General features: G+C 67.4%; 25 protein-coding genes, 1 tRNA gene and 1 pseudogene. 17 read left to right on the plus strand and 10 right to left on the minus strand.

Going from position 1 to position 24,418, the window contains the following annotated elements; genetic code table 11:
- Positions 1-297: 297 nt before the first annotated feature.
- The gene (locus tag ACFY0P_RS09240; protein WP_388909045.1) at positions 298-2,814 is read right to left on the minus strand and encodes a SpoIIE family protein phosphatase; all 2,517 of its coding nucleotides are present in this window, start codon (positions 2,812-2,814) and stop codon (positions 298-300) included.
- Between the two features lie 948 nt (positions 2,815-3,762).
- On the opposite strand from ACFY0P_RS09240, the gene ACFY0P_RS09245 reads away from it, so the two are divergent.
- On the plus strand, positions 3,763-5,730 hold the full coding sequence (locus ACFY0P_RS09245; protein ID WP_388909047.1) for a SpoIIE family protein phosphatase: 1,968 nt from the start codon (positions 3,763-3,765) through the stop codon (positions 5,728-5,730).
- Positions 5,731-6,329: 599 nt separating this feature from the next.
- On the opposite strand, the gene ACFY0P_RS09250 is transcribed toward ACFY0P_RS09245, so the two are convergent.
- Positions 6,330-6,761, minus strand: a complete 432-nt coding sequence (locus ACFY0P_RS09250) for a hypothetical protein (protein WP_388909049.1) — start codon at positions 6,759-6,761, stop codon at positions 6,330-6,332.
- Between the two features lie 1,398 nt (positions 6,762-8,159).
- Here ACFY0P_RS09250 and ACFY0P_RS09255 point away from each other — a divergent pair.
- Positions 8,160-8,369, plus strand: coding sequence for a hypothetical protein (locus ACFY0P_RS09255; protein ID WP_359217969.1), 210 nt, complete (start codon positions 8,160-8,162; stop codon positions 8,367-8,369).
- Positions 8,370-9,973: 1,604 nt separating this feature from the next.
- Positions 9,974-10,999 (plus strand): YaaC family protein, encoded by a 1,026-nt coding sequence (locus ACFY0P_RS09260; protein ID WP_388910069.1) that lies wholly within the window; start codon positions 9,974-9,976, stop codon positions 10,997-10,999.
- 212 nt (positions 11,000-11,211) lie between these two features.
- Here ACFY0P_RS09260 and ACFY0P_RS09265 read toward each other — a convergent pair whose 3' ends face one another.
- The 4 genes from ACFY0P_RS09265 to ACFY0P_RS09280 all read right to left on the minus strand — a co-directional run bounded on the left by ACFY0P_RS09265 (position 11,212) and on the right by ACFY0P_RS09280 (position 13,677).
- Positions 11,212-11,976 carry a hypothetical protein gene (locus ACFY0P_RS09265; protein WP_388909051.1) on the minus strand — a complete coding sequence of 255 codons (765 nt, stop codon included), beginning with the start codon at positions 11,974-11,976 and terminating at the stop codon, positions 11,212-11,214.
- Between the two features lie 417 nt (positions 11,977-12,393).
- On the minus strand, positions 12,394-12,795 hold the full coding sequence (locus ACFY0P_RS09270; protein WP_388910072.1) for a hypothetical protein: 402 nt from the start codon (positions 12,793-12,795) through the stop codon (positions 12,394-12,396).
- Entirely contained in the window at positions 12,795-13,223 is a 429-nt protein-coding gene (locus ACFY0P_RS09275; RefSeq protein WP_388909053.1) for an ATP-binding protein, read from the minus strand. The genes ACFY0P_RS09270 and ACFY0P_RS09275 overlap by 1 nt, the downstream gene beginning before the upstream one ends.
- A gap of 46 nt (positions 13,224-13,269) precedes the next feature.
- Entirely contained in the window at positions 13,270-13,677 is a 408-nt protein-coding gene (locus ACFY0P_RS09280; protein WP_089100238.1) for an NUDIX hydrolase, read from the minus strand.
- A 107-nt stretch (positions 13,678-13,784) separates the two neighbouring features.
- Between ACFY0P_RS09280 and ACFY0P_RS09285 the strand changes: the two genes are divergently transcribed.
- From ACFY0P_RS09285 to ACFY0P_RS09335, 11 genes and pseudogenes are all read left to right on the plus strand, one after another.
- Complete coding sequence (locus ACFY0P_RS09285; protein WP_352093626.1) at positions 13,785-14,576, plus strand: GntR family transcriptional regulator; 792 nt, start codon at positions 13,785-13,787, stop codon at positions 14,574-14,576.
- Between the two features lie 170 nt (positions 14,577-14,746).
- Positions 14,747-15,103 (plus strand): hypothetical protein, encoded by a 357-nt coding sequence (locus ACFY0P_RS09290; protein WP_089100240.1) that lies wholly within the window; start codon positions 14,747-14,749, stop codon positions 15,101-15,103.
- Positions 15,103-16,479, plus strand: coding sequence for an FtsK/SpoIIIE domain-containing protein (locus tag ACFY0P_RS09295; RefSeq protein ID WP_388909055.1), 1,377 nt, complete (start codon positions 15,103-15,105; stop codon positions 16,477-16,479). Before ACFY0P_RS09290 ends, ACFY0P_RS09295 begins: the two co-directional genes overlap by 1 nt.
- Positions 16,480-16,567: 88 nt before the next feature.
- Positions 16,568-17,206 (plus strand): DUF2637 domain-containing protein, encoded by a 639-nt coding sequence (locus ACFY0P_RS09300; RefSeq protein WP_388909057.1) that lies wholly within the window; start codon positions 16,568-16,570, stop codon positions 17,204-17,206.
- A gap of 12 nt (positions 17,207-17,218) precedes the next feature.
- Positions 17,219-17,407, plus strand: a complete 189-nt coding sequence (locus ACFY0P_RS09305) for a hypothetical protein (protein ID WP_388909059.1) — start codon at positions 17,219-17,221, stop codon at positions 17,405-17,407.
- Positions 17,404-17,595 carry a mobile element transfer protein gene (locus tag ACFY0P_RS09310; RefSeq protein WP_123975881.1) on the plus strand — a complete coding sequence of 64 codons (192 nt, stop codon included), beginning with the start codon at positions 17,404-17,406 and terminating at the stop codon, positions 17,593-17,595. The genes ACFY0P_RS09305 and ACFY0P_RS09310 overlap by 4 nt, the downstream gene beginning before the upstream one ends.
- A 16-nt stretch (positions 17,596-17,611) precedes the next feature.
- Complete coding sequence (locus ACFY0P_RS09315) at positions 17,612-17,806, plus strand: hypothetical protein (RefSeq protein WP_381740984.1); 195 nt, start codon at positions 17,612-17,614, stop codon at positions 17,804-17,806.
- 25 nt (positions 17,807-17,831) lie between these two features.
- Positions 17,832-18,080 carry a SpdD protein gene (locus tag ACFY0P_RS09320; RefSeq protein ID WP_388909062.1) on the plus strand — a complete coding sequence of 83 codons (249 nt, stop codon included), beginning with the start codon at positions 17,832-17,834 and terminating at the stop codon, positions 18,078-18,080.
- A gap of 140 nt (positions 18,081-18,220) precedes the next feature.
- The gene (locus ACFY0P_RS09325) at positions 18,221-19,522 is read left to right on the plus strand and encodes a replication initiator (RefSeq protein WP_388910076.1); all 1,302 of its coding nucleotides are present in this window, start codon (positions 18,221-18,223) and stop codon (positions 19,520-19,522) included.
- Positions 19,519-19,734: an excisionase family DNA-binding protein gene (locus tag ACFY0P_RS09330; protein WP_388909064.1), complete on the plus strand. Its 216-nt coding sequence runs from the start codon at positions 19,519-19,521 to the stop codon at positions 19,732-19,734. The genes ACFY0P_RS09325 and ACFY0P_RS09330 overlap by 4 nt, the downstream gene beginning before the upstream one ends.
- Positions 19,734-20,910, plus strand: a pseudogene (locus tag ACFY0P_RS09335) (tyrosine-type recombinase/integrase). The gene ACFY0P_RS09330 and the pseudogene ACFY0P_RS09335 overlap by 1 nt, the downstream one beginning before the upstream one ends.
- A gap of 79 nt (positions 20,911-20,989) precedes the next feature.
- On the opposite strand, the gene ACFY0P_RS09340 reads toward ACFY0P_RS09335, so the two are convergent.
- Positions 20,990-21,063, minus strand: a tRNA-Gly gene (locus tag ACFY0P_RS09340).
- Between the two features lie 283 nt (positions 21,064-21,346).
- Between ACFY0P_RS09340 and ACFY0P_RS09345 the strand changes: the two genes are divergently transcribed.
- The 3 genes from ACFY0P_RS09345 (at position 21,347) to ACFY0P_RS09355 (ending at position 22,685) form a co-directional block, all read left to right on the plus strand.
- On the plus strand, positions 21,347-21,508 hold the full coding sequence (locus ACFY0P_RS09345; RefSeq protein WP_177233016.1) for a hypothetical protein: 162 nt from the start codon (positions 21,347-21,349) through the stop codon (positions 21,506-21,508).
- Positions 21,509-21,592: 84 nt separating this feature from the next.
- On the plus strand, positions 21,593-22,168 hold the full coding sequence (gene dcd, locus ACFY0P_RS09350) for a dCTP deaminase (RefSeq protein ID WP_046726946.1): 576 nt from the start codon (positions 21,593-21,595) through the stop codon (positions 22,166-22,168).
- A 10-nt stretch (positions 22,169-22,178) separates the two neighbouring features.
- On the plus strand, positions 22,179-22,685 hold the full coding sequence (locus ACFY0P_RS09355; protein WP_388909066.1) for a phosphoribosyltransferase: 507 nt from the start codon (positions 22,179-22,181) through the stop codon (positions 22,683-22,685).
- 65 nt (positions 22,686-22,750) lie between these two features.
- On the opposite strand, the gene ACFY0P_RS09360 is transcribed toward ACFY0P_RS09355, so the two are convergent.
- Genes ACFY0P_RS09360 through ACFY0P_RS09370 form a run of 3 tightly spaced genes read right to left on the minus strand, consistent with a single transcriptional unit; the run spans position 22,751 to position 24,416 of the window.
- The gene (locus ACFY0P_RS09360) at positions 22,751-23,767 is read right to left on the minus strand and encodes a YIP1 family protein (RefSeq protein WP_388909068.1); all 1,017 of its coding nucleotides are present in this window, start codon (positions 23,765-23,767) and stop codon (positions 22,751-22,753) included.
- 41 nt (positions 23,768-23,808) lie between these two features.
- On the minus strand, positions 23,809-24,282 hold the full coding sequence (locus ACFY0P_RS09365) for an FG-GAP repeat domain-containing protein (protein ID WP_388909070.1): 474 nt from the start codon (positions 24,280-24,282) through the stop codon (positions 23,809-23,811).
- The gene (locus tag ACFY0P_RS09370) at positions 24,279-24,416 is read right to left on the minus strand and encodes a hypothetical protein (RefSeq protein WP_388909072.1); all 138 of its coding nucleotides are present in this window, start codon (positions 24,414-24,416) and stop codon (positions 24,279-24,281) included. Before ACFY0P_RS09370 ends, ACFY0P_RS09365 begins: the two co-directional genes overlap by 4 nt.
- Between the last annotated feature and the right edge of the window lie 2 nt (positions 24,417-24,418).

The following is a 24,418-nucleotide window of genomic DNA, read 5'->3' on the forward strand; positions in this document are numbered from 1 at the left end:
CCCGCCGGACGGGCACGCAAGGGCACGGTCCCGGCCAGGTAGGAGTACGCATGGGCACGGCACGCGTGTCGACGGGCGGCCCCAGCTCACCAGTGGCCGAAGAAGTGATGTCCTGGCTCGGCTATCTCGGCGCATTGCAGCCAATGTTTCCTGACCAGCAAGGACGCCGTTGTTCTCTGTCGTCGTGGGTCGTCCTTGGTCTCCCTGGGACGGCTCACAGACGGCCCCGCTTGGGCGGCCGGGGTGTCCCTCGCAGGGGAGCATGCCGGATGCTCGCGGCGGAGACGGATGGCTCGGTCATTCCTTGCGTGGGGGTGGCGTGCCGGGGACCGGCGCGTGTGAAGGTGCGGAGTCCAGGGCTTGTTCGGCCCAGATGACTTTGCCGTCCGATTGCGGGCGGGCGCCCCATCTGCGGGTCAGCTGGGTGATCAGGAAGAGGCCGCGGCCGTTTTCGTCGGTGGTGCGTGCGTGACGCAGGCGCGGGGAGTGGGCGTCGGTGTCGGATACTTCGCAGGTCAGGGCTTGGTGGTGGATCAGGCGCAGCCCGATCGGGTCTGTGCTGTGGCGGACGGCGTTGGTGACCAGTTCGCTGACGATCAGTTGTGTGGGGTCCTGGAGGCTTTCCAGGCCCCATTCGGTGAGCTGGCGGGTTGCCATGTGCCGGGCGTTGGGGATAGCGGTCCGGTCGTTCGGCAGCGTCCAGGAGGCGACCTGGGTGGGGCTGAGGGAGAGCGTCCGCGCCAGGAGCAGGGTGACGTCGTCGGATGGCGCCTGGCGTGGGAGGGTCTCCGTGGCTCGGGTGCACAGCTCTTCCAGGGAGTGACTGGCTTGGGCCAGGGCGGTGCCCAGGCAACGCATTCCCACGTCGATGTCGTCGTCACGGGTTTCGATCAGGCCGTCGGTGTACAGGGCGAGGAGAGTGCCTTCGGGCAGTTCCAGCTCCACGGCCTCGAAGGGGGCGCCCAGCCCGATGCCGAGTGGGCTTCCGGTGGGCAGGTCGGGGAAGGTGACCTGTCCCTGCGGGTCGATGATCGCGGGTGGGGGGTGCCCGGCCCGTGCCATGGTGCACTTCCGGGTGGTCGGGTCGTAGACGGCGTACAGACAGGTGGCGCCTACGACCGTGGGGGTCTGGTCCGCTACGACCGTGGGGGTCTGGTCCGCGGCGTCGGCGTCCTGCTCGGCCAGTCGCTGGAAGGTGTCATCGAGATGGGCCAGCAGTTGGTCGGGGGGCATCTCCAGGTCGGCGAGCGTGCGCACGGCGGTGCGGAGTCTGCCCATGGTCGCGGCGGCGTTGATGCCGTGCCCGACCACATCGCCGACGACGAGGCCCACCCGAGCGCCGGACAGCGGAATCACGTCGAACCAGTCGCCCCCGACGCCGGCGTCCACGTCGGCCGGCAGGTAGCGCCAGGCCACCTCGACCGCCGCGCCGCCCATCAAGCGGTGGGGCAGCATATTCCGTTGCAGCGCGAGGGCCGCGGTGTGCTCGCGCGTGTATTGGCGGGCGTTGTCCAAGGACAGCGCGGCCCGGGTGACAAGCTCCTCGGCGAGCAGCAGGTCATCCTCGTGAAACGGAACGGGGTCCTCGGTGCGGAGGAACAGCGCGACACCCAGGACGGCGCGCCGCGCAATGATGGGCACGACCATCACGGAGTGCATCCCGTACTCACGGATCTTCTGCGCCCGCGCTGGGTCGTGGTCGACCCATGTCCCAGGGGAGGCGTCCAGCACCGGCTCCAGGTGGGACCTTCCCGTGCGCAGTGCGCTGGCGAGCGGCGAGGTCGGGGGGACGAAAACCGTCTCCCCTTGCGCATAGGGCGACTCTGGGGTTCCTGGGTGGATCGAGGCCTGACCGGCGCGGAGGAAAGCGGTAGGACGATCGCTCGTCGTGTCGATTCGGGGCGAGGTCTCTTCGCCGAACGGAATGGATTCCACCAGGTCGACGTAGGCGTAGTCGGCCAGGAGGGGCACGGCAAGGTCGGCCAGTTCCTGCGCGGTCCGCATGACGTCCAGGGTGCTGCCGATACGCGTGCTGGCCTGGCTGAGGATGGCAAGGCGCTCGCGCGCCCGCTGACTGCCGGTGACATCCACGCTGATGCCGCACAGCCCCAGTGTCTTGCCGTACGCGTCCTGGAGGCAGAAGTATGAGACCGCGAATGCATGCTCCCGGCTGGGATCTTCCGTCGGCCACGCCCGGTATTCGTGGACCGCGGTGGTGCCGTTCCGCAGCGCCTGTCGCTGCACCGCTTCCAGGGCTTCGGCCTCGAAGCCGGGCAGTGAATCGGCGAGTCGCCGGCCCAACCGCCGGTCACGGGAGATGCCGTCGTGACTCTCTGCTGTGTCGTTCACCCAGACGCAACGCAGCTGCGGGTCGCGAATGACGATGCCGATCGGCGCGTGGGTGAGGAGCGACTCCCGCAGCGATCCGTTTCTTGTTTCCCGGGAGAGCGTGCCGATGTCGGTGACGGACACAAGCCACCGGAATGTTCCGTCCTGCCCCCGCAACATCGAGATCCGATGGTTGATGTCGAGCATGCGGCCGTCGCGGTGGCGCACCGTCATCGTGCCCGACCAGTCATTTCGGGCACGGCACTGCTCGATGAGCGCCGATATTGTCGGCGTTTTCTCGGAGGACGGCAGTATGAGTGCGGCGGACCAGCCTACCACTTCCCTGGCGGAGTACCCGAGAAGCTGCTCGGCGGCCTGCGTCCATGCCACCACCGTCCCACGCTCGTCGAGCATCGCGACCGCCGACTCGGATACCTCGCGTATGTTCAATCGCTTGCCAAGGGTCACCCTGTCCGTGTTGGTCATCGAGCTGTCCTCCTCATTAGGTGACTCGTTCTCACGCGGGTCGGCTGCGGCGACCAGAACCACGGCGGGGTGGACGGCTGGAGCAGCATGTGTCCCGGCGGGACATGGGCGACCTCGGCCGGGTCCCGCTAAAGATCAAGTCGTTGAAATTTGTACCTTTTGGGTGATTGACCGGGCAGGGCTCCGATCTGTGACAGGGCTGCAGCCGGGTCTGTTGCCGACGCGGTCGACCACGGCCGTCGCAGGGCCACGTGGAAAGGGTGGAACACGCGGGCACCGCAGACCCGGCAGGGCGGCGGCCCGACCTCCCAGGATGCGCAGACCACAACCGCGCACCCCCTGCATGTAGTCCGGGACTTCAAGGTCCCGGGCTTCCTTCACCCACCACTCTCCCCAGCTCCCATCCCGTCCGCCGTCGACCCACACACCGTGGAGCGGGCGTGGTCCATGGCGTCCAGGTGGAGCGCGCCACTGTACGAACGACCTGGACGTCATGGGCCACGTCTCCTCGGCTTTGCCTGGGCCGACGGCGGACGGGATGGGAGCTCCCCGCGCACTCCACGACGTGCCCGCACTCGGCAACGGCGCCCCCTCTAGCCCGGTGCCGGCCGATCCCCGCCGGAGGCATATCTTTGGCCCGTGGGTGGCTTTCTCGCTTCCGCCCGCAGCACGTAGCGCGCCGCCGGGCGCGGCCTGCCGAGGCAGAGACAGGAGGCAGGCCACGCCGCAGAGGCGGCGCGTGCCCGTTGCTGTACTCCGCGGCTGTACGGCAACCAAACTCCGTTGCCCCCTCGTCCCCATCACAGTCCGCCGCCCACATTTTCAAGCGGTTCGGCGCAGTCGTCGCTCTACGCATCCGGGCAGACACACCCCCTTCACTGATACATCGCGGCAGAGTACGCGAATATGGCTGAAGAGGTTGTTTTGGTATGCGCCAGGGAGGCACAGATGGATGCCTCGGTCGAATTTCTTCGAAGGGCCAGCCCGTCGGCTGTCCTGACGCTGGACGGTGCCATTCGCGGCCTCAACGCTGCGATGGCCGAGGCGCTGGGCAGGTCGGAGGAGCAGTGTCTGGAACGTGACTTCGCGGATCTGTGGCCTCCGAGCCAGCGGACGTTGGCCGAGAGTCTGGTGGTCCACGCCGCCAGGGCGGATGCGGTCGCGATGCGGGTGCTGGAGTTCCCCGGGCGAAGCGGAGTACCCGTCGCCTGCTTGCTTGAGGCGCGGCAACTGAAGGATTCCGCCGGTGGCGAGCAGCTGGTCTGGGTCCACGCGCTCAACGCAGGGTACGACCTGTCCAGCCTGTTGATCCCGTTCCGGTTGGCCACCGAGGCCGCCGACCTCGGCCTGTGGATGTACTCACCCCAGGTGGACCGGCTGGAGTGGCTCGGTGGCGCACCCGCCCTGGTCGCGCTCGTCCCGGATTCCACTACGCCGCTCTCCAGTGTGATCTCGGCGGTGCATCCTGACGACAGGGAGGCCTTCCGGCAGCTCCTGCGCTCGGCCTCCATCCAGCAGTCCCCCTGGGTGAGGTTGCGGCACCTCACCCCGCAGGATGGCTGGCACCAACTGGCCCTTCAGACCCGTCGGCTCCAGTTGGGGTATGGCGGCCCCGAACGGATCTTCGTGGTGGTCCGCGACGACACCAAACAGGAGAAGCGCAAGCAGAAGGAGCAGGCCGCACTGGCTGCCGAGCGACAGCGTGCCAGGGACATCGCCGACTTCTCCTCCGCCTTGATCACCGCGGCCACGGAGCAGGAGTTGCAGCAGGTCGTCCTGACCCGGCTCGCCGCGACCTTCGGCGCCGGCGGCGCCCTGCTCGCACTCGTCGACGAAGACCGCCTGCATGTCTCCACCGATGCCGGGATAGCCATGCGCGAGGTCCAGGCCCTGTACGGCCTGCGGCTGAATCATCCGAGTCCGCTGCCCGAGGCGATCCGCACCGGCCGGCCGCAGTTCGTCCGCAACCGGAAGCACCACAGCCACCGCTGGCCGCACGGCCCATTTCCGCGGCTCGACCGGCTCGGCTCCGACTACTCCATCTCGGTCACCCCCCTCAGCGAGGCCAGCGATCAGCCACTTGGGGCGTGGGGGATGGTTTACGACAGCGGGTACCTGCCGTCCCTGGACGAGCGGACCCTCATGGGCACGCTGGCCGACCTGGCGGGCCAGGCGCTGCGGCGCATCAGGTTGCAGCAGGCGCGAGTCGAGCTGGCCACGGCGCTGCAGCGGACCATGCTCCCCACGCTGCCCGAGCACCTCCCGGGCCTGGAGGTCGCCGCCCGCTACCGGCCCAGCCGGGACGGGCTGGACATCGGCGGAGACTGGTACGACGCGTTCGTGATGTCCGACGGCGCGATTGCCCTGGAGATCGGCGACGTTCAGGGGCACGACGTGGACGCCGCCGCCTTCATGGGACAGGTCCGCTTGTCCATGCGTCTGATCGCCGACCAGGAACCGGATCCCGCAACCGTGCTGACCCGCACCAACGAGCTGCTCGTCACGACGGATGTCGCACGATTCGCCAGCTGCACCCTCCTGTATGTCGACTCGCGCGACGGACTGGTCACCGGCACCAGCGCTGGCCATGTGCCGTTGTTGTGCGCGCACAGGGACGGCAGCTACGAGGTCCGTGAGCTGCCGGGCGGGCCGGTCCTGGGCGTCGTGGCCGGCATCAAATACCGCGAGGAGACCTTCACCCTGGACGAGGAGACCGCGCTGGTCATGGTCACCGACGGCGTGGTCGAAGGACCGGGCCTGACGCTGGAAGCCGGACTGGAGCGAGCCGGAACACTGGCCGCACAGGCAGTCCACGACGGGCTGAACATGGAGGAGACCGCTGATCGAATCCTCGACGCCGCGGTCGCGGTCGACCACCTCGACGACGTGGCCGTGCTGGTCCTCCGACGCACATGACGGCGCCTGCGTCCTCCCACATCCTCTATCTGGCCCCAACTACAGGTGAGCGTACCCAAGCGGAAGTTGGCGCGATCTTTGGCCGGTGGCCTGCCCGGGCTGAGTCGGCATGGCCAGGGGGCCTTACGCCGGCCGCGGATCGGGCTCGCTCTTGCCTGCCCGCAATAAGCCCGATCCGCCCCCTGGCCTTGCTCGACGTCGGGTCCCGGACCAGGGAGGTGGCTAAAGATCGTGTCGGCGCCCGCCCCAGCCACCGCGGTTCTCACCTCATGCCCCGGCCTACCTGATGTGGCGCGCGGCGGCGGCCGGCGCGCCGAGCGGGCCGGTCGCCTTGATCCACTCCCCGTTCACTCCCCAGAGGCTCCGAGAAACGAGTCAGGGCCGGTCTCCCGTGAAGGAAAACCGGCCCTGACCTGGCGTTGTAGCTGTCGGGGTGGCGGGATTTGAACCCACGACCTATTCGTCCCGAAGAACTTGGGTGGGGGCGCTGCCTTGGGCTCGTGTGGCTATCACCTGCACTGACGGTTCGCAGACGTTCGGGCTTGTTCGCCGCTGTTCGCCTGCGTTGTCACTCAGTTAGACACTCACTGCTGCGCATGTCAGCCGCAGGCTCGGCGACTTGGCCAGGGGAGTCCGTCGGGAGATTGGTCCGCAGGCCGACCCGCTCGAACGAAGTCGGCATACTCATCCTGGACCATGCTCTCGTTGACCCACTTCCCCGGCACTGCGCCCGTGGCCTCCTGGGCAGCGGTTAGCGCGGCGGACGGGTCCTCAGTCGTGGCAATGAGTCGGCCGAACTCCTCCTCGTCCGCGTCGGCGTCGAACGGTGGAAACTCGACCAGGTCGAAGAACTTGTCATGGCCGACGTCCTCAACGGTATGGACGTAGACCTCGTATGACGCCTTCGCTGGACGGACCTCGACGTAGGTGACTCCGGGCCGACCTGGAGCACCGATCGGGCCAAGGAACTGTTCCACCGGCCGTCCACGCTTCAGGGCCCCAACAACGAAAGCCTCCGTCAGGTAGCGCACCCGGCAAACCCTACCCAGCGCGGTCGGCCTGCGGTGTCGACCAAGCTCTCAGCTTGGGAAGCTTAGGTTTCTTGGCGGCGATTGCTGGGCTGACCTGCGGCGCAACGGTGTAGGTGCCTAACGCCCGCAGCTTGCGTTCCCCGGTGTTCCCCGTGGCTCCCCGCATGACCTGGCACGGTTCTGGCACGTCTGCCGGGGTGCCGGCCACGGTGACAAGGGCGTTGTCAGTGGGGGGTGTTAGCTTCCGTGGCAGAGATGAGCCGGTTCGATGTTCTCGGTGAAGAACACGGCGGCCAAGGGGGGTGGCCGGATAGGGGTCCCCAGCCCACTGGGTCCCGGGATGCCGAATGGCTCCGCACCCACCCCCCCTCACAACCTTCTGATCCGTAGCTCTAGCCGGATCGGTTAGCGGCGGTCATACCAGCCGCTACGAGGCCCCGGACGGAGCTACCGGACGCGGGCGATTGCTGGGGTTGCGGTACCTGGCTGCTGTACCGCAGGATCCCGGCGGGGGTGTCCATGGAACGGCATGTGCTGGAATCGCTGTTGGCCGGTGACGATGAGGCGTCCGTGAGGGGTCTGGCCACCCTCCGCAGCGGGGCCACCTACTGGGTGGCAGACCGAGCACAACCCGCAGGCCAGCATGCCGGAGTCTCCAAGCATCGACTTCAGCGCATGCGGATGCACGGACTCGAACCTCTTGGACTGGAACGAGCAGTGCAGCTCGTCCGCGAACATGGCAGGCCTGTGCGCACAGGGCTGATCGATTCTGCCGATCGGACATGGACCACCCTGCTCTTCCTCACCGAGGACGGCAGCGCACTAGTGGCCTGTGCCGGCTGGCCGTTGCCGCTTGTCAGGAAGCCACCGCTCTAGGAGTTCGGCCCCACGCTCCCTGCGGGCCTGCTCGTCGCATCCTGACGGGGGCCTATCAGACCGGGCCGAACTGCCCAGATCGGCCGACGTCCGTGCTCGTTGATGTCAGGCATGGATGTCACCCGCTGAACCCTTAGGCCAGTTCTCCGGGATTAGGCATGGCTGTACCAGTGTCGCAGATCCAATTGGGTGACCTGCGGCCGAAGCCTCGCGCGGTGGTCGTTGACCGTCGTTGTCGGTCATCGTCGGTCCCCCTCGGACGGCCCACAGACGGCCCAGCGCATGGCGAGTTGCCTCGAAGAACGATCCAGCTGGGACTCCGGCCGTCCCTCCAGGGGGCGGAGCATCGGCATCCCGACGTGAGGCACGCACGGCACTGCGACCCAGGCATCGATACCACCTTCGAGGGGTTGCCACGTATGTCTTTCGTATATACCGTGGGTGGTGCGGTTGACTCCGCGAAGACAGGACACAGGCACCACCGTGGGGACGTCGTCGGCTGGAGACAGAAGGAGAGAAGCCATGGGCTTCCGCAAGATCTCCGTGAACCTCTCAGAGGAGGTGCTTCAGGCTCTGCGAGACATGGCAGAGCGCGACAACATCAGCATGACTGAAGTACTCCGACGGTCGATCTCAACTCAGAAATTCCTTGACGACGAGCAACGATCCGGCAAACGGGTTCTGCTTGAAGATCCCGAGACGAAGGAGAGGCAGCGCGTCGTCTTCCGCTGACAAGAGAAAAGCGAGAGGTGAGGACTATGAGTAGTCCATCCGGTAAGCGCCGCCCCCGGCCGCTAACGTCGACGTCGACCGATGCACCTGAAAGTGCAGAGTCGAGGATCGCTAAGAAAGCGTCTGTGTCGACAGGCCGTGGGGAGACGAAGAGCGACCTTCCGCGAGGGACGCAGGAAGTGCATTTGAGTAAGAAGAAGGAGGTGAAATGCCAATGGCGAGCAGACGATATCGAAGAAGGACCTAACCCTTCGTCATATCTGGGATTGACCCCACCTACCACTGAAGCCGTCGACAGCGACACGGTCGACGCCAAGAGCCGCAGCTGGCTCGCAAAATGCCTCATGCTTCTTTTCGGGGCTACGCTAATCATCGCAACACTCGCAATAATCGTCGCATCATTCACCGGCACCCCGACGGATAGCCTAATCGCATACATGAAGTGGCTGGTGCCAATCCTGTCAGCACCACTCATGTTTACACTGGGATACTACTTTGGCTCCCAGCGAAACCGCCACCATCCACCAGCCAACCGAAGCTGGTAGGTCGAGTTGAGGGCCTGGCGCGTGACGCCGGGTCCTCTTCTGTTTTTGACCGCGGAAAATATTCTCTGGGCGATCAATCCAATGGCGAGGAACCCGGACAGAGTGTTTGAGCCCCTCTCTTCAGTCAAACACGCTAGTCCAACATCCCAAGGGCGGTATCGCGCGCCCAAGGCGACTCATCGGTGTTGGCCGCACCCAGCACGGTCGTGGCGCCGGCCTTGCGCTTAGAAGATGCGGGCACACCGCAGCAGATGAGACCTGCGGGTCCGCAGGGCTTCCGGGACAGACCGCCGAGCGTTGCCGTCGTCCGCGCTCGTTGCCGTTAGCGTTGCCGTCACTGCCGTCCGGCGCTCGATACATGACCGCCGCTTTACAAGTTCGATCTACACCCGCCCCTGGGGCCGTGGACGGCTGATCCGACGGTCGTCCGGGGGTGCTTCTGTATGCCGCCGTCCGGCCTCGTTGATGTCAGCGTTGGATGTCACCCAAACAGCTTCGGAACTGGACAGACCTCCAACGGTTCGTCTGGCCGGTCCGCCCATTGCCACCACGTGTGCCGGTCCGCGCACCGCCACAACGCCCGGCAAGTCCGTCGACCGTCGTCCTCTCGCTTTGAGAGCACCAGGCCGCCAGACTCCATAGGCCGGCGGCACTCGGGACAGGCCGGGGCGTCGTTGGTCATGGAGCGCACCCTAACTGAGTGACCCCTTCGTCCCGAAGCAACTTGTAGGGGGGCGTTGCCTTGGGCTGATATGCCTCTCACGTGCGCTGATGGTCCGCAGACGTTCGCGTCTGTTCGCCGCTGTTCGTCGGCGTTGTCACTCAGTTGGACACTCACCCGGTGCCGCTCCTCGTGGGAAACACCCGTGCATGTGCCCTGAGGACTGCCCTACGCTCAGTCTGCCTGCGTCGGACCGACGTGCTGAAGACCCGCAACACCAGCTCGTTGTGAACCGGGCCAGCCCGTTCGAGCCGGCCCAGTTGGGCTGACATCTACTGAGGGGCCCGGGTGGGCCGGAACGATTGAGGAGGCCCATGGCTACCTGGCGAGACCTAGCGATGCCGAGTAAGCGAGAGGTCTGGCGTGAATTGCGGGGGCTGCGTACTGGAGTGGCTGGACCCGCTCAGGCAACGGCGGAGCGGCGTGCCGTGTTCGTCGCAGCATTGGAGCAGGCCCAACAGTTCACTGAGGCAGCGGAAGCCGCTGGTCCGGCGACGCGCCCTGTCCAGATTTTCTACGCACTGTCGCAGTTCGGGAGGGCGATTGCCGCAGCGTCAGGCTTGCTGGGCCAAGACGGGTGGCGGCTCAAGGGGCATGGGATCGGGACCCGCAATCTAGACGCAAGTTTGGGATTGGCTTCGGTGGAAGTCGTACCGACCGCCAAGGGATCCTTTCCGGCAGTGGCGCGGGCCGTAGGAGTTGAGCCGCTGGAGGCACAGAACCCGTTGACGCTTGGTGAGCTTTGGCCTCTCGTACCTGAAGCGCAAACCGTACCCCTCCAGGGCGTATCAGGACTGCCAGCCATGCACTTTGCCCCTGGCGGTCTCATTCACCGCGGTGACGAAATGTGGTGTCGGCTTTCCCTGTATCCGGTTCCTCGTGAGGTGCGGGTGAGGTCAGAAGCAGATCCGAAGGCCGTTGATGCCTTCCTTGCTAGGTATCCATCGCTCAAGGGGTGGTCTCACACTCCAGACGCGCCTAACAGCGTTCTGTGGCATAACCGGGGCAACGGTTCAGCGGAGGAGCTGGAGGTTTTCCTGCCGTCAGCTCTGACGATTTCAGCAGATGCGGATGCCGGGCGTCTTGAAGCTTTCAAGCGGTCGACACTATACCGTGGTCCAAGTGACGCCTATGCCTTCCCGGCGCTCGGCAGCATGGCAGGTCCTGTTCACCCGCTCTTGGCCTGGTGGGCAGTTCTCTTTGGCTTGTCGATCCTGGCGCGTTATGAGCCAGCCTCTTGGGCAGAGATCATCGATATCGACAGTTCCTCCGCAGCGAATGCTGTGGAGCACCTGCTTGATCAAGCGATCGTGGTGGTGCCTCATATGGCGTTGATGGCGATCAAGGACGTTGCTGGTCGGTAGCAGGGTGACCCAACTCTGTCGGGACTCTGCTGGCGGCCGGCACCGTTGCAGCCCTGTCTGGATCTCAGCCGACGACAGTCAGCCGCGACGGTGGGCGCGCCGGGCCGACCACGCACGCGTATGCCTCGCTGCACCCCCACTGGCCTCAGCCACGCTATCGGCTTGTGTCGTCGACCAGAGCGAGTTGGCGTGGAGCGTGCGCTGGGAGCTCGTTAATCGGACGCCTGCGGGGCTTCGATTGACTCCTCCGAGTTCAGGGGCTGTCGCCTTTTTTCGTACCAGTTCTTCCGGAAGGTCGCTTTAAGCGATTCGCTTCTCCCGTCATAGAGAACCGAGTCTTCAAGTTCGGTCAACGCTGTGACGGTTTCCTGAGCCTTCCAGGCCTCCACTTCAACGCGCTTGATCGATTCACTGTGGGCCTCTTCGTCTACGCTTGGCCATTTATAATGAACAAAAGCGTTCCGAGACTCCATGACCCGGGTAACTTGCCTAGCCAATTCCTTAGGGAATTTAGGCATTCCCAAGCTCGTCCAAATACGCCCGAGCTTGAGTTCCATCCTGGAGCTCCTGATGAGCGCTGTGGCTAGCTCTGGGTGTGCCCCGCTCCCAATTGCGCGATAGAGGATGATGCGATTTACCCAATGCTCAATCCAGGTCGCATAGAAGAGTGTAGCGAAACTGTGCCGACCTTCGCGAAGGAACTCATCGCCCTGGCGCTTCAGGTCTGGTTCATGATTCGTAACCCATGCGATTGCCTTTACCCTCACCGCTGCTTCGCTGGCTGCCTCTTCACCGTTGTTGTCCCCTTCGGTACTGTCAAGGTGCAGAGAGAAAGCCTGTTGGATCACCTCGTCATCACTGAGGCCGCTGACGTCTAGCCCGTCAATCAACACAGCATTTTCTATGGTGTTCCATGCAACCGTTTCCCAGAGTGGGCGAAATCCTTCATCGGTGAACACCTGGCTTAAAGGGTCCATGGCTGCTACCTCCCTCTACGGCTCTACGTAGGCTACTGGTCTGTCTGCTGAGGGCCAGGTGATTTATCGCAACCGCCCGTCTCGTGCGGCACGAGGTCGGCGTAGCGACTTTGGCCGGGAGCTGCTTTGGCGCGAGTGATCATGGCCCCATAAGCTTCCGGCGCGTCGGGCAGTCTGTGGACCTGCCCGCTAAAGCACGACGTTGGGGCCATGATCTTCGAGGCTCGCGCCAAAGTGGCTGGCTAAAGTCGCGGAGCCGACCGCCCCAGCCACGGCGGGTTTCTCTCCTCGCCCGCATGCACGCAGCGCGCCGCCGGGCGCGGCCAGCCGGGGCGAAGACAGGAGGCAGGCCGCGCCGCAGAGGCGGCGCGCGCCCGCGCCGCGCGCGGGCCTTGAACCCGTAAAGAAGGTTGTAACTCAGTCGGGCATGTGGGGCGCCTGGGGCTCTGCGTGCGGTTTGAAGTCGTGTATGCAGGGCGGGAGTTCGGCGCCTTGGCGGTGTGCCAGCGGTAGGAAGATCACGGGTCGGATCGTCCATGTGATGCGGGTGCTGGCCTGGGTGACTGTCACGGTGCAGGGCTCGGCTCGCAGGAGAGCTTTCCTCGTCGCTATGCGGCCGTCGTAGAGCCATTCCCACGCTTCCTGAGACGCGTCGGGGTCGAGTGCCGGTGAGATGGTGCGGAGTGCGATGGCGACCCATCTGTCTGCCTGGGGCGCGGAGTAGGCGTCGAAGCATGCCCGGAACGCCGGCCACCCCGGCCCGTCGGTGATGTCCTCGGTCCAGCATTCGCACCAGTAGCCCCGCTGCGGCTTGTCCATCAGCACGGGTGACCTCCGGTCGGTCGGCCCGCGAACAGCTCGGCGGTGACCGTGTAGCCTCCGTCGCTCTCGTGGACGACGACGCGATGGGCGATTGCGCTGACCATGCCCAAGCCGCGGCCGTGCTCGGCCTCCTGGTCCTGGCGCCTGATCTTCGGCGCTGTGCCAGCGACCCCCTCATCCGTGACCGACAACGCGATCACCTGCGCTGACACCGCAAGGGCCAGGTGGAAGCTGCCCGACTCCTGGCCGCTGGCTGTGTGGAGGATCGCGTTCGCGCTCAGCTCGCTCACGATCAGCTCGGCGTCGTCGGCTAAAGGGGAGCCTCGCAGGATGTCGCGGGTCCAGCGTCGGGCCCGGCTGACCTCTTCCGGGAAACCTGGGCAACTGAGCCCCCAGACCCGGGCTGCACTCGTATACTCGTGCATACAAGTTCCTTCATGCTGGTAGGCCGCCATGTGCAGCGGGTTCGGGCTAGACGAGTTTCACGCCATCGTGGGCGCGGATCGCAGGTGGAGACGCCGCGTCCATCGCGTCCAGGACGCGGATGGCGTACGCCTCGTCGGCAAGCTCGGAGACTTCTTCACGGGTCGCCCAGCGCAGGGCGCGGGTCTCGTCGCCAGTGGTGGGCGTACCGTCGGCGGCCTCGCAGCGGAAGACCAGGGAGACGATCAGGCCCGTCATGTTCTTGTAGACGCCGGTCAGGGTCGCCGGAAGGGCGATCTTGATTCCGGTCTCTTCGAGGACTTCGCGTTGCAGGGCCTCGGGGATGGTCTCCTCGCGTTCGAGGACACCGCCCGGCGGTTCCCACTTGCCGTTGTCGCGGCGCTGGATCAGGAGGGCCCGGCCGCGGGTGTCTATGACAACCCCGGCGACACTCACGGAGTGCGGGCGTTCTGTGCTCACGTTCCTCGGCCCTCTCGGCTGGCTAGGCTCTCCACCGTAGCAACAACACTCGCCCACTCGTCTAGATACCTAAAGGAGTACAAGTGAGCCCTGCTCTTCCTTCGGGCCTCCTCGGAGATCTCGACCCCACGAGCGATCGTGCGGTCTTCCGGCAGATCGCCGACCAGCTGCGCGAAGCCATCGACCGTGGGCGATTCAGCGAGGGCGAGAAGCTGCCCTCAGAGGCTGAGCTTGTCGAGCACTACGGAGTCTCCCGGATGACGGTCCGGAACTCCTTCTCCATCCTCCAGGGGGAAGGGCTGGTGCATGCCGAGCACGGGAAGGGTGTGTTCGTACGGCCCCGGCCTCCCGTGCGGCGGCTCGCCTCCGACCGGTTCGCCCGGCGGCATCGGGAGCAGGGGAAGTCCGCGTTCATCGTGGAGGCAGACGCGGCCGGCAGTCACCCCCAGGTCGACAGCCTTGAAGTGAAGGAAGAGAAGGCCAGTCAGGACGTCTCCACACGACTCGGGTCCGTGCGGCGCGTGCTCGCCCGGCGGCGCCGGTATCTCCTCGACGGCCGGCCGGTCGAGTTCGCCACCTCATACCTCCCCCTCGACATCGCCCGCGGCACCCAGATCGCCGAACCCAACCCCGGGCCTGGTGGCATCTACGCCCGGCTCGAAGAGTTGGGCCACCGCCTCGACCACTTCGAAGAGGAGATCCGCGCCCGGATGCCCTCGCCCGACGAGGTGAAGACGCTCCGGCTGGCCTCGGGTGTGCCGGTCATTCACCTGATCCGTACCGCCTTCGACACGGAGGGGCGGCCCGTCGAGGTCTGCGACACGGTCATGGCGGCGGACGCCTACGTCCTGTCGTACCAACTCCCGGCGACCTGATCGTCATGGTTTGCGGTGGTGCGCGGGCCCAGCTCTCCGAACTCGTACACCCCAGCACGCATACTCGTATAGACGAGTGGCCAAGTTGTGTGGCAAGGTGATCGCCGTGAGCCCGGGAGGTCGGGTTCGCAGATCACTACATGTATAGACGAGTAGATAGGGAGTGTTTCGTGCGCACCATCCGTGTGGAGACCACCGCCGCCACGATCCTGCTGACCGAGGCTCCCGAGCCGAAGGTCCGCGACCGCCAGACCGGCGAGATCGCCAAGGACGCGGTGAGCGGTGAGGCGCTGATGACCATCGGCGTCGTCTACATCGAGGACGGGGAGTCTTCCCTGATCAAGGTCACCGTGCCGGAGGGCGGCGTTTCCGAGGGGCTGAACCTCGGTGCGCCGGTCTCGCTCCCCGGCCTCGTTGCCCGGCCGTGGGAGTCCGTGTTCAACGGGCAGCAGCGTCACGGCATCGCCTACCGGGCCGCCGCCGTCACACCGGCCGCGTTCCCGGCCACCATGGGGGCCACCGCCTGATGACCGACCTGACAACGCTCCTGGAGGTGGGTGGTCCTGTCGCCGCGCTCGGCGGCGGGGCCGCCTACACCCGGGCCAGGCACCCGGCGGCCTACTGGTCCGCCGTCGGCGGCCCGATATCCACGGTCCGTCTGCTCAGCTCGTACGGCTCCGTCATGGAAGCCTGCGGCCTGACCGTCGCGCCCTCCCGGCTCCGGGTCCTCGCCGTCAAGGCCACCACCCGGCGGGAGATCCGGCCAGTTCCGCCCCGCCGGGGCATCCTCCGTCCCACATCGACCGGCCTGCGCTTACGGCTCCGGCTCGCTCCCGGGCAGGAACCCGCCGACGTCGCCGCCTCGGCCGAGCGGCTGCGGCACGCCTGGGGAGTGCATGCCGTCTACGTCACCACGGTGAAGCCGGGTTTGGTGGAACTGCGGCTCGTCGGCTACGACGTCCTGCGGCGGGTACGCATGCCCCGCAAGACCGGCGGCGGGTTCCTCAAGGTTCCGGTGGCGCTGCGCGAGGACGCCATGCCCTTCGTACGCGACTACCGCACCGTTCCCCACCAACTCACCCTCGGCGCAACCCTGTCCGGCAAGTCCATGTACCTCCGGCACCTCATCACCGGACTCGCACCTCAGCCCGTCGCCCTCGTCGGGATCGACTGCAAGCGGGGCGTCGAACTGGCGCCGTTCGCCGCCCGGCTCTCGGCTCTCGCCACCGACCCGGACGAAGCCGCCGAGCTGCTGCCCGTCCTGGTCAAGGAAATGGAAGGTCGATACGACCTGATCAAGGAACGGCAGGGCATCGCGCCCTGTACCCCGGACGAGGAGATCACTTCCGACATCTGGGGCCTGCCGGAGAGCGAACGCCCCACCCCCATCGTCCTGTTCGTCGACGAGGTGGCCGAACTCTTCCTCACCGCGACCCGCAAGGACGAGGAGCGTCGAGACGAGATGGTCACCCAGCTCATCCGCCTCGCCCAGCTCGGCCGCGCGGCCGGTATCTACCTGGAGGTGTGCGGGCAGCGCTTCGGCGCCGAACTCGGCAAGGGCGCCACCATGCTCCGGGCCCAGCTCACCGGCCGCGTATGCCACCGCGTCAACGACGAAGCCTCCGCCAAGATGGCCCTCGGCGACATCGCCCCCGAGGCCGTCTACGCCGCCTGTTCCATCGCTCCTGAGATGCCCGGCCTCGCCGTCGCGGGCGACACCTCCGGCGGCTGGTCCCGCATCCGCACCCCCTACCTCTCCCTCGCCGACGCTGCCGCCGTCTGCCAGGGCACGGCCGACCTGGCCCCCGACGTCCCCGCCCTCAAGACCTTCCGACCTGCCGTGCCTGTGCACCCGGTCGAAGCTCCGGCCCCGGTCGTCCGGCCGCGTCCGGTGACCGACTGACCGTCGCCCCTTCCTCGCATCGGTCGGCGTGACCGCCTCGCGCCGAGTCCCTACCCCTCCCACGCCCGAAACCGAAAGGAGCCGGACCGTGCGCGTCCATCTCGGCCGTGGCGACGCGGTGTTGGTCCAGGCGCTCATTGCTGCCGCGCTGTCCTTCGCCCACCTCCATGACGTAGCCACGGCGGCCGGGCAGGACGGGTGGAAAGCCTGGGCCTACCCGATCAGCGTTGACCTGCTGCTCGTCGCCGCATGGCGTCGACTCCGCTCCGGGACAGCCAAAGCGGCGGCCTGGTGCTGGTTCGTCATCGCCCTCGCCGCGTCCCTGGGAGCGAACGTCGCCACCGCCGGCCTCCTCGACCTGGACAACGTCCCCGCCTGGCTACGGATCCTCGTCGCCGGATGGCCAGCCGTCGCCTTCCTCGGCGGCACCCTCCTCGCCCACTCATCGCCGAAAGCGGCCACCGAAGAGATCGCCGCCGACGTCATCGAAGGCCAGGATCACGAGCCCGAAGCCATCACCCCTGACCCGACGCCTCTCCAACCCGCCATCGACCCTCTGCCGGAACGCCCGCCCGTCCCGGTCCCGGCCGCCCTGGTCGACCATGCCCGAAAGGTCGCCGCCGAACACCACACCCGTACCGGCGCCCCGATCGATACCCCGACCCTTCGGGCCCGCCTCGGGGTCCCGGCACCCATGGCCGAAGCCATCGCCGCCCAACTCACCTGAACAGGAGGAACCATGCCGCTCTGCTGCAACACAGCCGCCGACTACCTCGAAGCGGCCCGCGAGATGGCCGACACCGGGCGCCCGACGCTGGCCCGGCTCCTCGCCGAAGAGGCCGCCGATCGCACGTCGGACCCTGCCGAAGCCTCCCGGATCCTGACCGAATTCACCGGCTCCAGCCTGCGACAGGAGGACTCACCGTGACCGCTAACCGCCGCTTCCGCAACGTCACCCGCATCGGCCCCGTCCAGGTCGGCACCGCCTACGACGACCGGGGCCGCGAGAAGCACACCGCCGCCTGCACCGCACCGCGCTGCGGCTTCTCCGCCGACTACGACAGCAGGGCCGCCGCCGAACTCGCCGCCCGCACCCACCGCTGCCCCGTCCGCTGAAGGGACCCCGAACACCGTGACCGTCAGTCTCCCGCTGGTCGTCGTCCTCGGCTTCTTCGCCTGGGGCGCCGTCAGGTTCCTGGGCGTCCGCGCCTGGGTCGTCGTCCTGGTCGCCCTCTTCGGCTTCTGGCTCTCCCACACCTTCCTGGCACCCGCCATCGAGTCCGGCACGCGTTCCGGCGTGGACGTCATAAACGGCTCACATGACTAGACGAGTAGATAAGGAGAGCTTCGCAGTGTTCCTGCCCAAGTACCCCGACAGCCCCACCCCGCCGCCCGCGCACACCCACGCACCGACCGACCCGGCCCCCGTCCGGCGCTCCGCGCTCCCGGCCGTCTCCGTCAGTACCGGCGCCGTCGTCGCCGTGCTCATGGGCGGCGTGGTCCTCACCGCGCTCCTGACCGCCGTCGCCGTGTCGGCCGTCTCGGTGGCCATCGCCGCCGTGGTCCTGCGCTCCCTGCTGCGCGAACACAACCGGCGCTGATCCACACCGACCCCTGGGGCGGCCACGACACCGCCAAGCATCCGGCCGCCCCGGGGCCCATCGCTCCTGACCGATCCAGTCAGAAGGAGACAGCCATCTTCACCCGCACCACCCCGCCCCCGCTCCCGGAACTCGCCAGGCTGGCCCAGCACGGCACCCTGCCGGGCATCCTCCAACAGCTCTCCGGCCTCGGCGGCTGCACCAACCCGATCCGGCTCGACGGCCACCGCACCGAATACGACCTCGACACCACGACGGGCGAGATCGGCCGTGTGCTCCAGCACCTCGACTCGTCGGCCCTCCCGGCCGGCCAACTCCTCGTCCGCTGCAACAACCGGCGCACGACCCGTTGCGCGGCCTGCGCGGAGGTCTACCGCCGCGACACCTTCCAGCTGATCACCGCCGGACTCCGGGGCGGCAAGGGAATCCCGGAACAGGTCGCCGCTCACCCCCGCGTCTTCGCCACCTTCACCGCCCCCGGCTTCGGTCCCGTCCACAACCGCCGCACCGACGGTCGCCCCTGCCGCTGCGGCACCCACCACGACCCAGATGACACCGCCCTCGGCGCGCCGCTCGACCCCGACACCTACGACTACGAAGCCGCCGTCCTGTGGAACGCCCACGCGGGTGCCCTCTGGCGCCGCTTCTCGATCTACCTCCGCCGGGAGGTCGCCAAGCGCGCGGGCCTCTCGCAGCGACGCCTACGCGACCACGCCCGCGTCTCCTTCGCCAAGGTCGCCGAATACCAGAAGCGCGGCGCCGTCCACTTCCACGCGGTCATCCGCCTCGACGGCTCGACAGGCGGCGACACCCCGCCCCCGCCCTGGGCCACCACCGAACTCCTCACCGACGCCATCCAAGCCGCTGCCGCCAAGGTCCGCGTCGACGGCCCGACCCTCGACGGCCGTACCCACACCTTCACCTTCGGCCGTCAACTCGACATCCGCACCATCCGATCCGCCGCCTTCAACGACGGCCAGGAACTCACCGAACGGGCCGTAGCGGCCTACATCGCCAAGTACGCCACCAAGGGCGCCGAGACAGCCACGGGCGCCCTCGACCGGCCGCTGAAGTTCGCCGCCGAACTTGCCCAGCTCGACATCAGCGAGCACGCCCGCCGCCTCATCCGAACCGCCTGGACCCTCGGCGCCCGCAAAGACCTCGAACACCTCCGCCTCCGCGCCTGGGCCCACATGCTCGGCTTCCGCGGCCACTTCTCCACCAAGTCCCGGCGCTACTCCACCACCCTGGGCGCCCTCCGTGACGCCCGCGCCGAATGGCGCCGAGCACAAGCGGCGACAGCAGCCGCCGACTCTCAGCCGGACACGACGTACGTCCTTGCGCACTGGGTTTTCGCCGGCACCGGCCTCAGCGCCGCCGAGACCTGGCTTGCCGCATCCATCGAACCAGCCCTCGGAACGGAAGGGGAACCGACCGCATGACGACCGACCGCTACCTGTCCGTCGACCAGGTCGCCGAGCTGCTCGGCACGACCGCCCGCTTCCCTCGGCGGTTGATCGAAGAGCGGCGCATCCGGTACGTGAAGGTCGGTCGGCACGTACGCATCCCAGAGAGCGCGGTCAACGAGTACATCGGGGCCCGCACTGTTGAACCGATCCGGCTTCGCCGCACCGTCGCCCGGAGGGCTGCCTGATGGCCAACAAGAAGGGCAACCGCAGACGCTTTGGAGCGGTCCGGCAGTATCGCTCCGGCCGCTGGACGGCTTCCTACCTCGGGCTCGACGGCGAACGCATCCGCGCGGACGACACCTTCGAGACCAAGAAGGACGCGGAGATCTGGCTGTCCCAGGTAGAAGCGGATCTCACCCGTGGCGACTGGCGGGCCCCCGACGCGGGAGCAGTCAACTTCCGGGCGTACGCCGAGAAGTGGGTCGAAGAGCGGGAACTGTCCGTTCGTACCGTGGACCTGTACGAAGACCTCCTCAGGGTCCACATCTTCCCGGCCTTCGCCGCCCTCGACCTGGACGAGATCACCGCCCCGCGCGTCCGTGAGTGGCGCACTGAGCGGCTGCGGGCGACCGGTGCCAAGACGACCGTCGCCAAGGCGTACCGACTCGTCAAAGCCATCATGGAAACCGCTGTCGACGACGAATTGATCAGCCGCAACCCGTGCCGGATCAAGGGGGCGGGCAAGGAGTCAGCCGCCGAACGTCGTATCGCCACCGTCGCCCAGGTCGATGCCCTCGCCCGAAGCGATCGGGATCCGCTGGCGCCTCATGATCTACCTCGGCGCGTACGGCCCGATGCGCCCCGAAGAACTCGCGGGCCTGCGTCGCCGAGACGTGGATCCCGACAATCTCGTGATCCGCGTCCGTGTCGCTGAGCCAGAAAGGACCAACGGCAGGCGCGCTCCCGGCGAGACCAAGTCGGACGCGGGTGTCCGCACCGTCGTCCTCCCGGCCTTCCTCCACAAGGACGTGAAGCGGCATCTCTCCTGGTACGCCGAGAAGGGTCCGGATGGTCTGGTCTTCGTGGGCGAGAAGGGCGCGCCCTTCCGGCGGACTTCCTTCGGCCGCAAGTGGCGACGGGCTCGCGCGGTCGCCGGTCTGCCGGACGGCTTCCGCTTCTACGACCTTCGTCACACCGGCCACACCCTCTCGACCCGTTCCGGCGCGACCCTCAAGGACACGATGGTCCGCGCGGGCCAGTCCTCCGAGAAGGCCGCGCTGATCTATCAGCACTCCGACGAGGAGAGGCAACGCGAGGTCGCCGCCGGCCTCGACGACCTGGTCCGCGCCGAGCGTGCGAAGCGCCACAACGACGAGAGCCACCACGACGCGCACCACAACGAGGAGGCCGCCGAGAGCTAATGGTGCGCTTGTGGTGCGCACCCGCCCCACCGGTCTAGACAACAAAGAACCCCCGGGCCTCTGGCCTGGGGGTTTGTCATGGAGCGGGTGACGAGAATCGAACTCGCGCTCTCAGCTTGGGAAGCTGATGTTCTACCATTAAACTACACCCGCGTAAGACGCCGACCGAGTCGGTGTCCGAACGCTCGCTCACTGTACCTCATGACGGACCCCCGGTGCTCGGACCGTGGGGTTCGTGTGCGTTTCAGGGGGTGGCAGAGGGGTGGGATCCGGGTGCGGGCGACCGGAGTTGGGGCGTACGGTGGAGGTGTGGGAGAGGGGCCCGGTAGGCCGGAGTGCCGCCTGGAGAGCCGTCCCTTTGATCCCGTAATGTGGCTTTCCGTCGTCACGGCAGTAAGCCCGACGCGGCTCCTGGGGAAGGGACTTAAGGGACTTGATGGAACGCACCGTCGTCCGCTGTGCCGAAGGGCACGTGTTCAGCACCGCTTCGTTCCCGATGCAGCAGGCCGAGCGGCTCGGCCCCGGCCGGCTCGTACGGTGTCCCAAGTGCGCCCGGCTGCGCAGCGTCGTGCCGGTCGCACTTGAGAAGCAGCAGTAGCGGAGGAAGAGAAACAGCAGCAGCACGGGCGCGCGGACTCGTCACGATTGTCGTGGGTCCGCGCGCCTTGCGTATCCTCGGGGCGTGCTTCTCTCAGACAAGGACATCCGGGCCGAGATCGACGCCGGGCGGGTACGGATCGATCCCTACGACGAATCCATGGTGCAGCCGTCGAGCATCGACGTGCGGCTGGACCGTTTCTTCCGGGTGTTCGAGAACCACCGGTACCCGCACATCGACCCCTCCGTCGAGCAGCCGGACCTCACCCGGCTCGTGGAGCCCGAGGGCGACGAGCCCTTCATCCTCCACCCCGGTGAGTTCGTGCTGGCCTCGACGTACGAGGTCATCACGCTGCCCGATGATCTTGCGTCCAGGCTGGAGGGGAAGTCCTCGCTCGGACGGCTCGGGCTGGTCACGCACTCCACCGCCGGGTTCATCGACCCCGGGTTCAGCGGACACGTGACCCTCGAGCTGTCCAATCTCGCGACCCTCCCCATCAAGCTGTGGCCGGGCATGAAGATCGGGCAGCTGTGCATGTTCCGGCTCTCCTCCCCCGCCGAGCACTCCTACGGCAGTGAGCGCTACGGCTCCCGCTACCAGGGGCAGCGCGGGCCCACCGCCTCCCGCTCCTACCTCAATTTCCATCGGACCCAGGTGTGAGGCGCCGGACATGAGCAGCGGCAGTCCCGTACGGGAGAACCTGAGCTACGAGCAGTTCGGCGTCGCCGTGCGCGAGCTCGCGCAGACCATCGCCGACGACGGGTTCGAGCCCGACATAGTGCTCAGCATCGCGCGCGGCGGCGTCTTCGTCGCGGGCGGGCTCGCCTACGCCCTCGACTGCAAGAACCTGCATCTGGTGAACGTCGAGTTCTACACCGGGGTCGGGACCACCCTGGAGATGCCCGTCATGCTCGCCCCCGTTCCCAACGTCATCGACTTCAGCGACAAGAAGGTCCTGATCACGGACGACGTCGCCGACACCGGCAGGACGCTGAAGCTGGTCCGCGACTTCTGCCTCGAAACGGTCGCCGAGGTGCGGTCCGCGGTGATCTATGAGAAGTCCCACTCCCTCGTGAAGTGCGAGTACGTGTGGAAGCGGACCGATGACTGGATCAACTTTCCGTGGTCTGTGTTGCCTCCCGTCGTGAAGAGGGCCGGGCAGGTTCTCGACGCATAAGGACGGCTGAGACGTGTGAAGGGCCCCGGCATGGCTGCCGGGGCCCTTTGCGCGTGCGTCCGGGGCTAGAACGTGCCCAGCTTCACGATCGACAGCAGGGCGATCAGCTGGATCGCCGACGCGCCCAGGGCCTTCGGCCACGGCAGGTCGTGGGACTTGCCGACCATGAGGGTGAGCAGGGCGCCCGCCGCGACCCAGGTGGCCCAGCCGAGGAGCTGGACGAAGCCGGCGTTGCCGCCGAAGAACATGGCGAAGAGGAGGCGCGGGGCGTCGGTGATCGACATGATCAGCATGGAGAGGCCGACCGTCGGCTGCCAGGCCCCGTCGCCGCCGAGCTGGCGGGCCAGGGTGTGGGTCACCACGCCCAGGACGAACGAGGAGAGCACCATCGCGATCGCGGTCACCAGGACGATCGGGACCGCGTTGGTGAGGGTGGCGTTTATCGCGTCCGCGCGGGCGCCGTCGAAGCCGAAGACGGCGAGCAGGCCGTAGAGGAAGGTCACGATGAGGGCGGGGCCCCACATCGCGTAGTCCCGCATCTGGAGGAAGGTCTGGTTCGGGGCGAGGACGATCCCCTTCAGCAGGTCCTTCCAGTGCAGCCGCGGGCCGATCGGGCCGGACGGCGCCGCCGAGCCGGCGTGGTAGGTCGCGCCCTGCGTGTAGGCGCCGGCCTCGTCGACCGAGAAGGCCTGGGTGTGGCCCGGCTGGTTCGCCGCGTACGGGTCGGGGGTGCCGGCGCCGTAGCCGCGGTCGTCGCCGAAGTACTCCGGGCCGTCGCCGCCGCCCTGACCCGGGTGGCCGCCGCGCGCCTGCGCCTGCGGCCAGCCGGACGCGCCGCCGTGCTGCGGGTACGGCTGCGGGGCCGACGGGTATCCGTACGACGGCCCAGCCTGCCCCCCGTAGCTCTGGGGCGGCGCCTGCTGCCCGTACGCGGGTTGTTGCGGTCGCGCTTGCGGGGCTCGGTCGTCCCGGCCGCCGCGTCCGTTCCTGAATCCAGCCACGTCTTCGAACGTACCTGGTCCCGGAGAGCCTTGTGGCGGGCTCGGGCACCCGAGCCCGCCATTGCGGCAGAGCTGTGACATCCCCTAAGGGGAGCCCTCAGGGGCCTGCCGACCGCTGTCGCTCACTGCCCGAACAGGGAACCCAGCTGCGCCGACGTCCCCGACACGCCCACCGACGTCGCGTGGAAGAACGCCGCGCCGGTCGTCGTCGGGCCCACGGCGGAGCCGGGCAAAGTCCACACCGCGCCCCGTCCGCCGTTCGCGTGCCGGGTGCCGACCGCCAGGTCTGCCCGATGGTCGCCGTCGAGGTCGGCCAGGTGGACGGCGCTGCCCCAGAAGTCGTCGGTCTCGACGAGGCCGGCGCCTACACGCAGGGCGCGACCTACCTCGCCGGGCCCGGCCTTGTCGCCGTAGACGAGGACGTCGGACGTGACGATGTCGTCGTAACCGTCCCCGTTGACGTCACCGAGGACCGCCCCCTGCTTGCCGCCGTCCACCAGCATCCGCAGCGCCTTCGGCCGGGAGTCCGCGCCCAGGTACACCAGGTTGCCGTCGGCGTACTCGCCGCTCCCGGTCCGGAACCTGCCGCTGATCACCGGGTCGTCGACGCCGTCGCCGTTGATGTCGCCGGCGGCCGGCGACCGGGAGCCGTGGCTGTCGCCGGTGGCAGGCTGGTGAGGAGGCCCGTGGTGGGGGCCGTGGCGAGGACCAGGGTGGTGCGCTTGGGCATGG

Source organism: Streptomyces sp. NPDC001714 (genome assembly GCF_042892755.1).
Classification (GTDB): Bacteria; Actinomycetota; Actinomycetes; order Streptomycetales; family Streptomycetaceae; genus Streptomyces.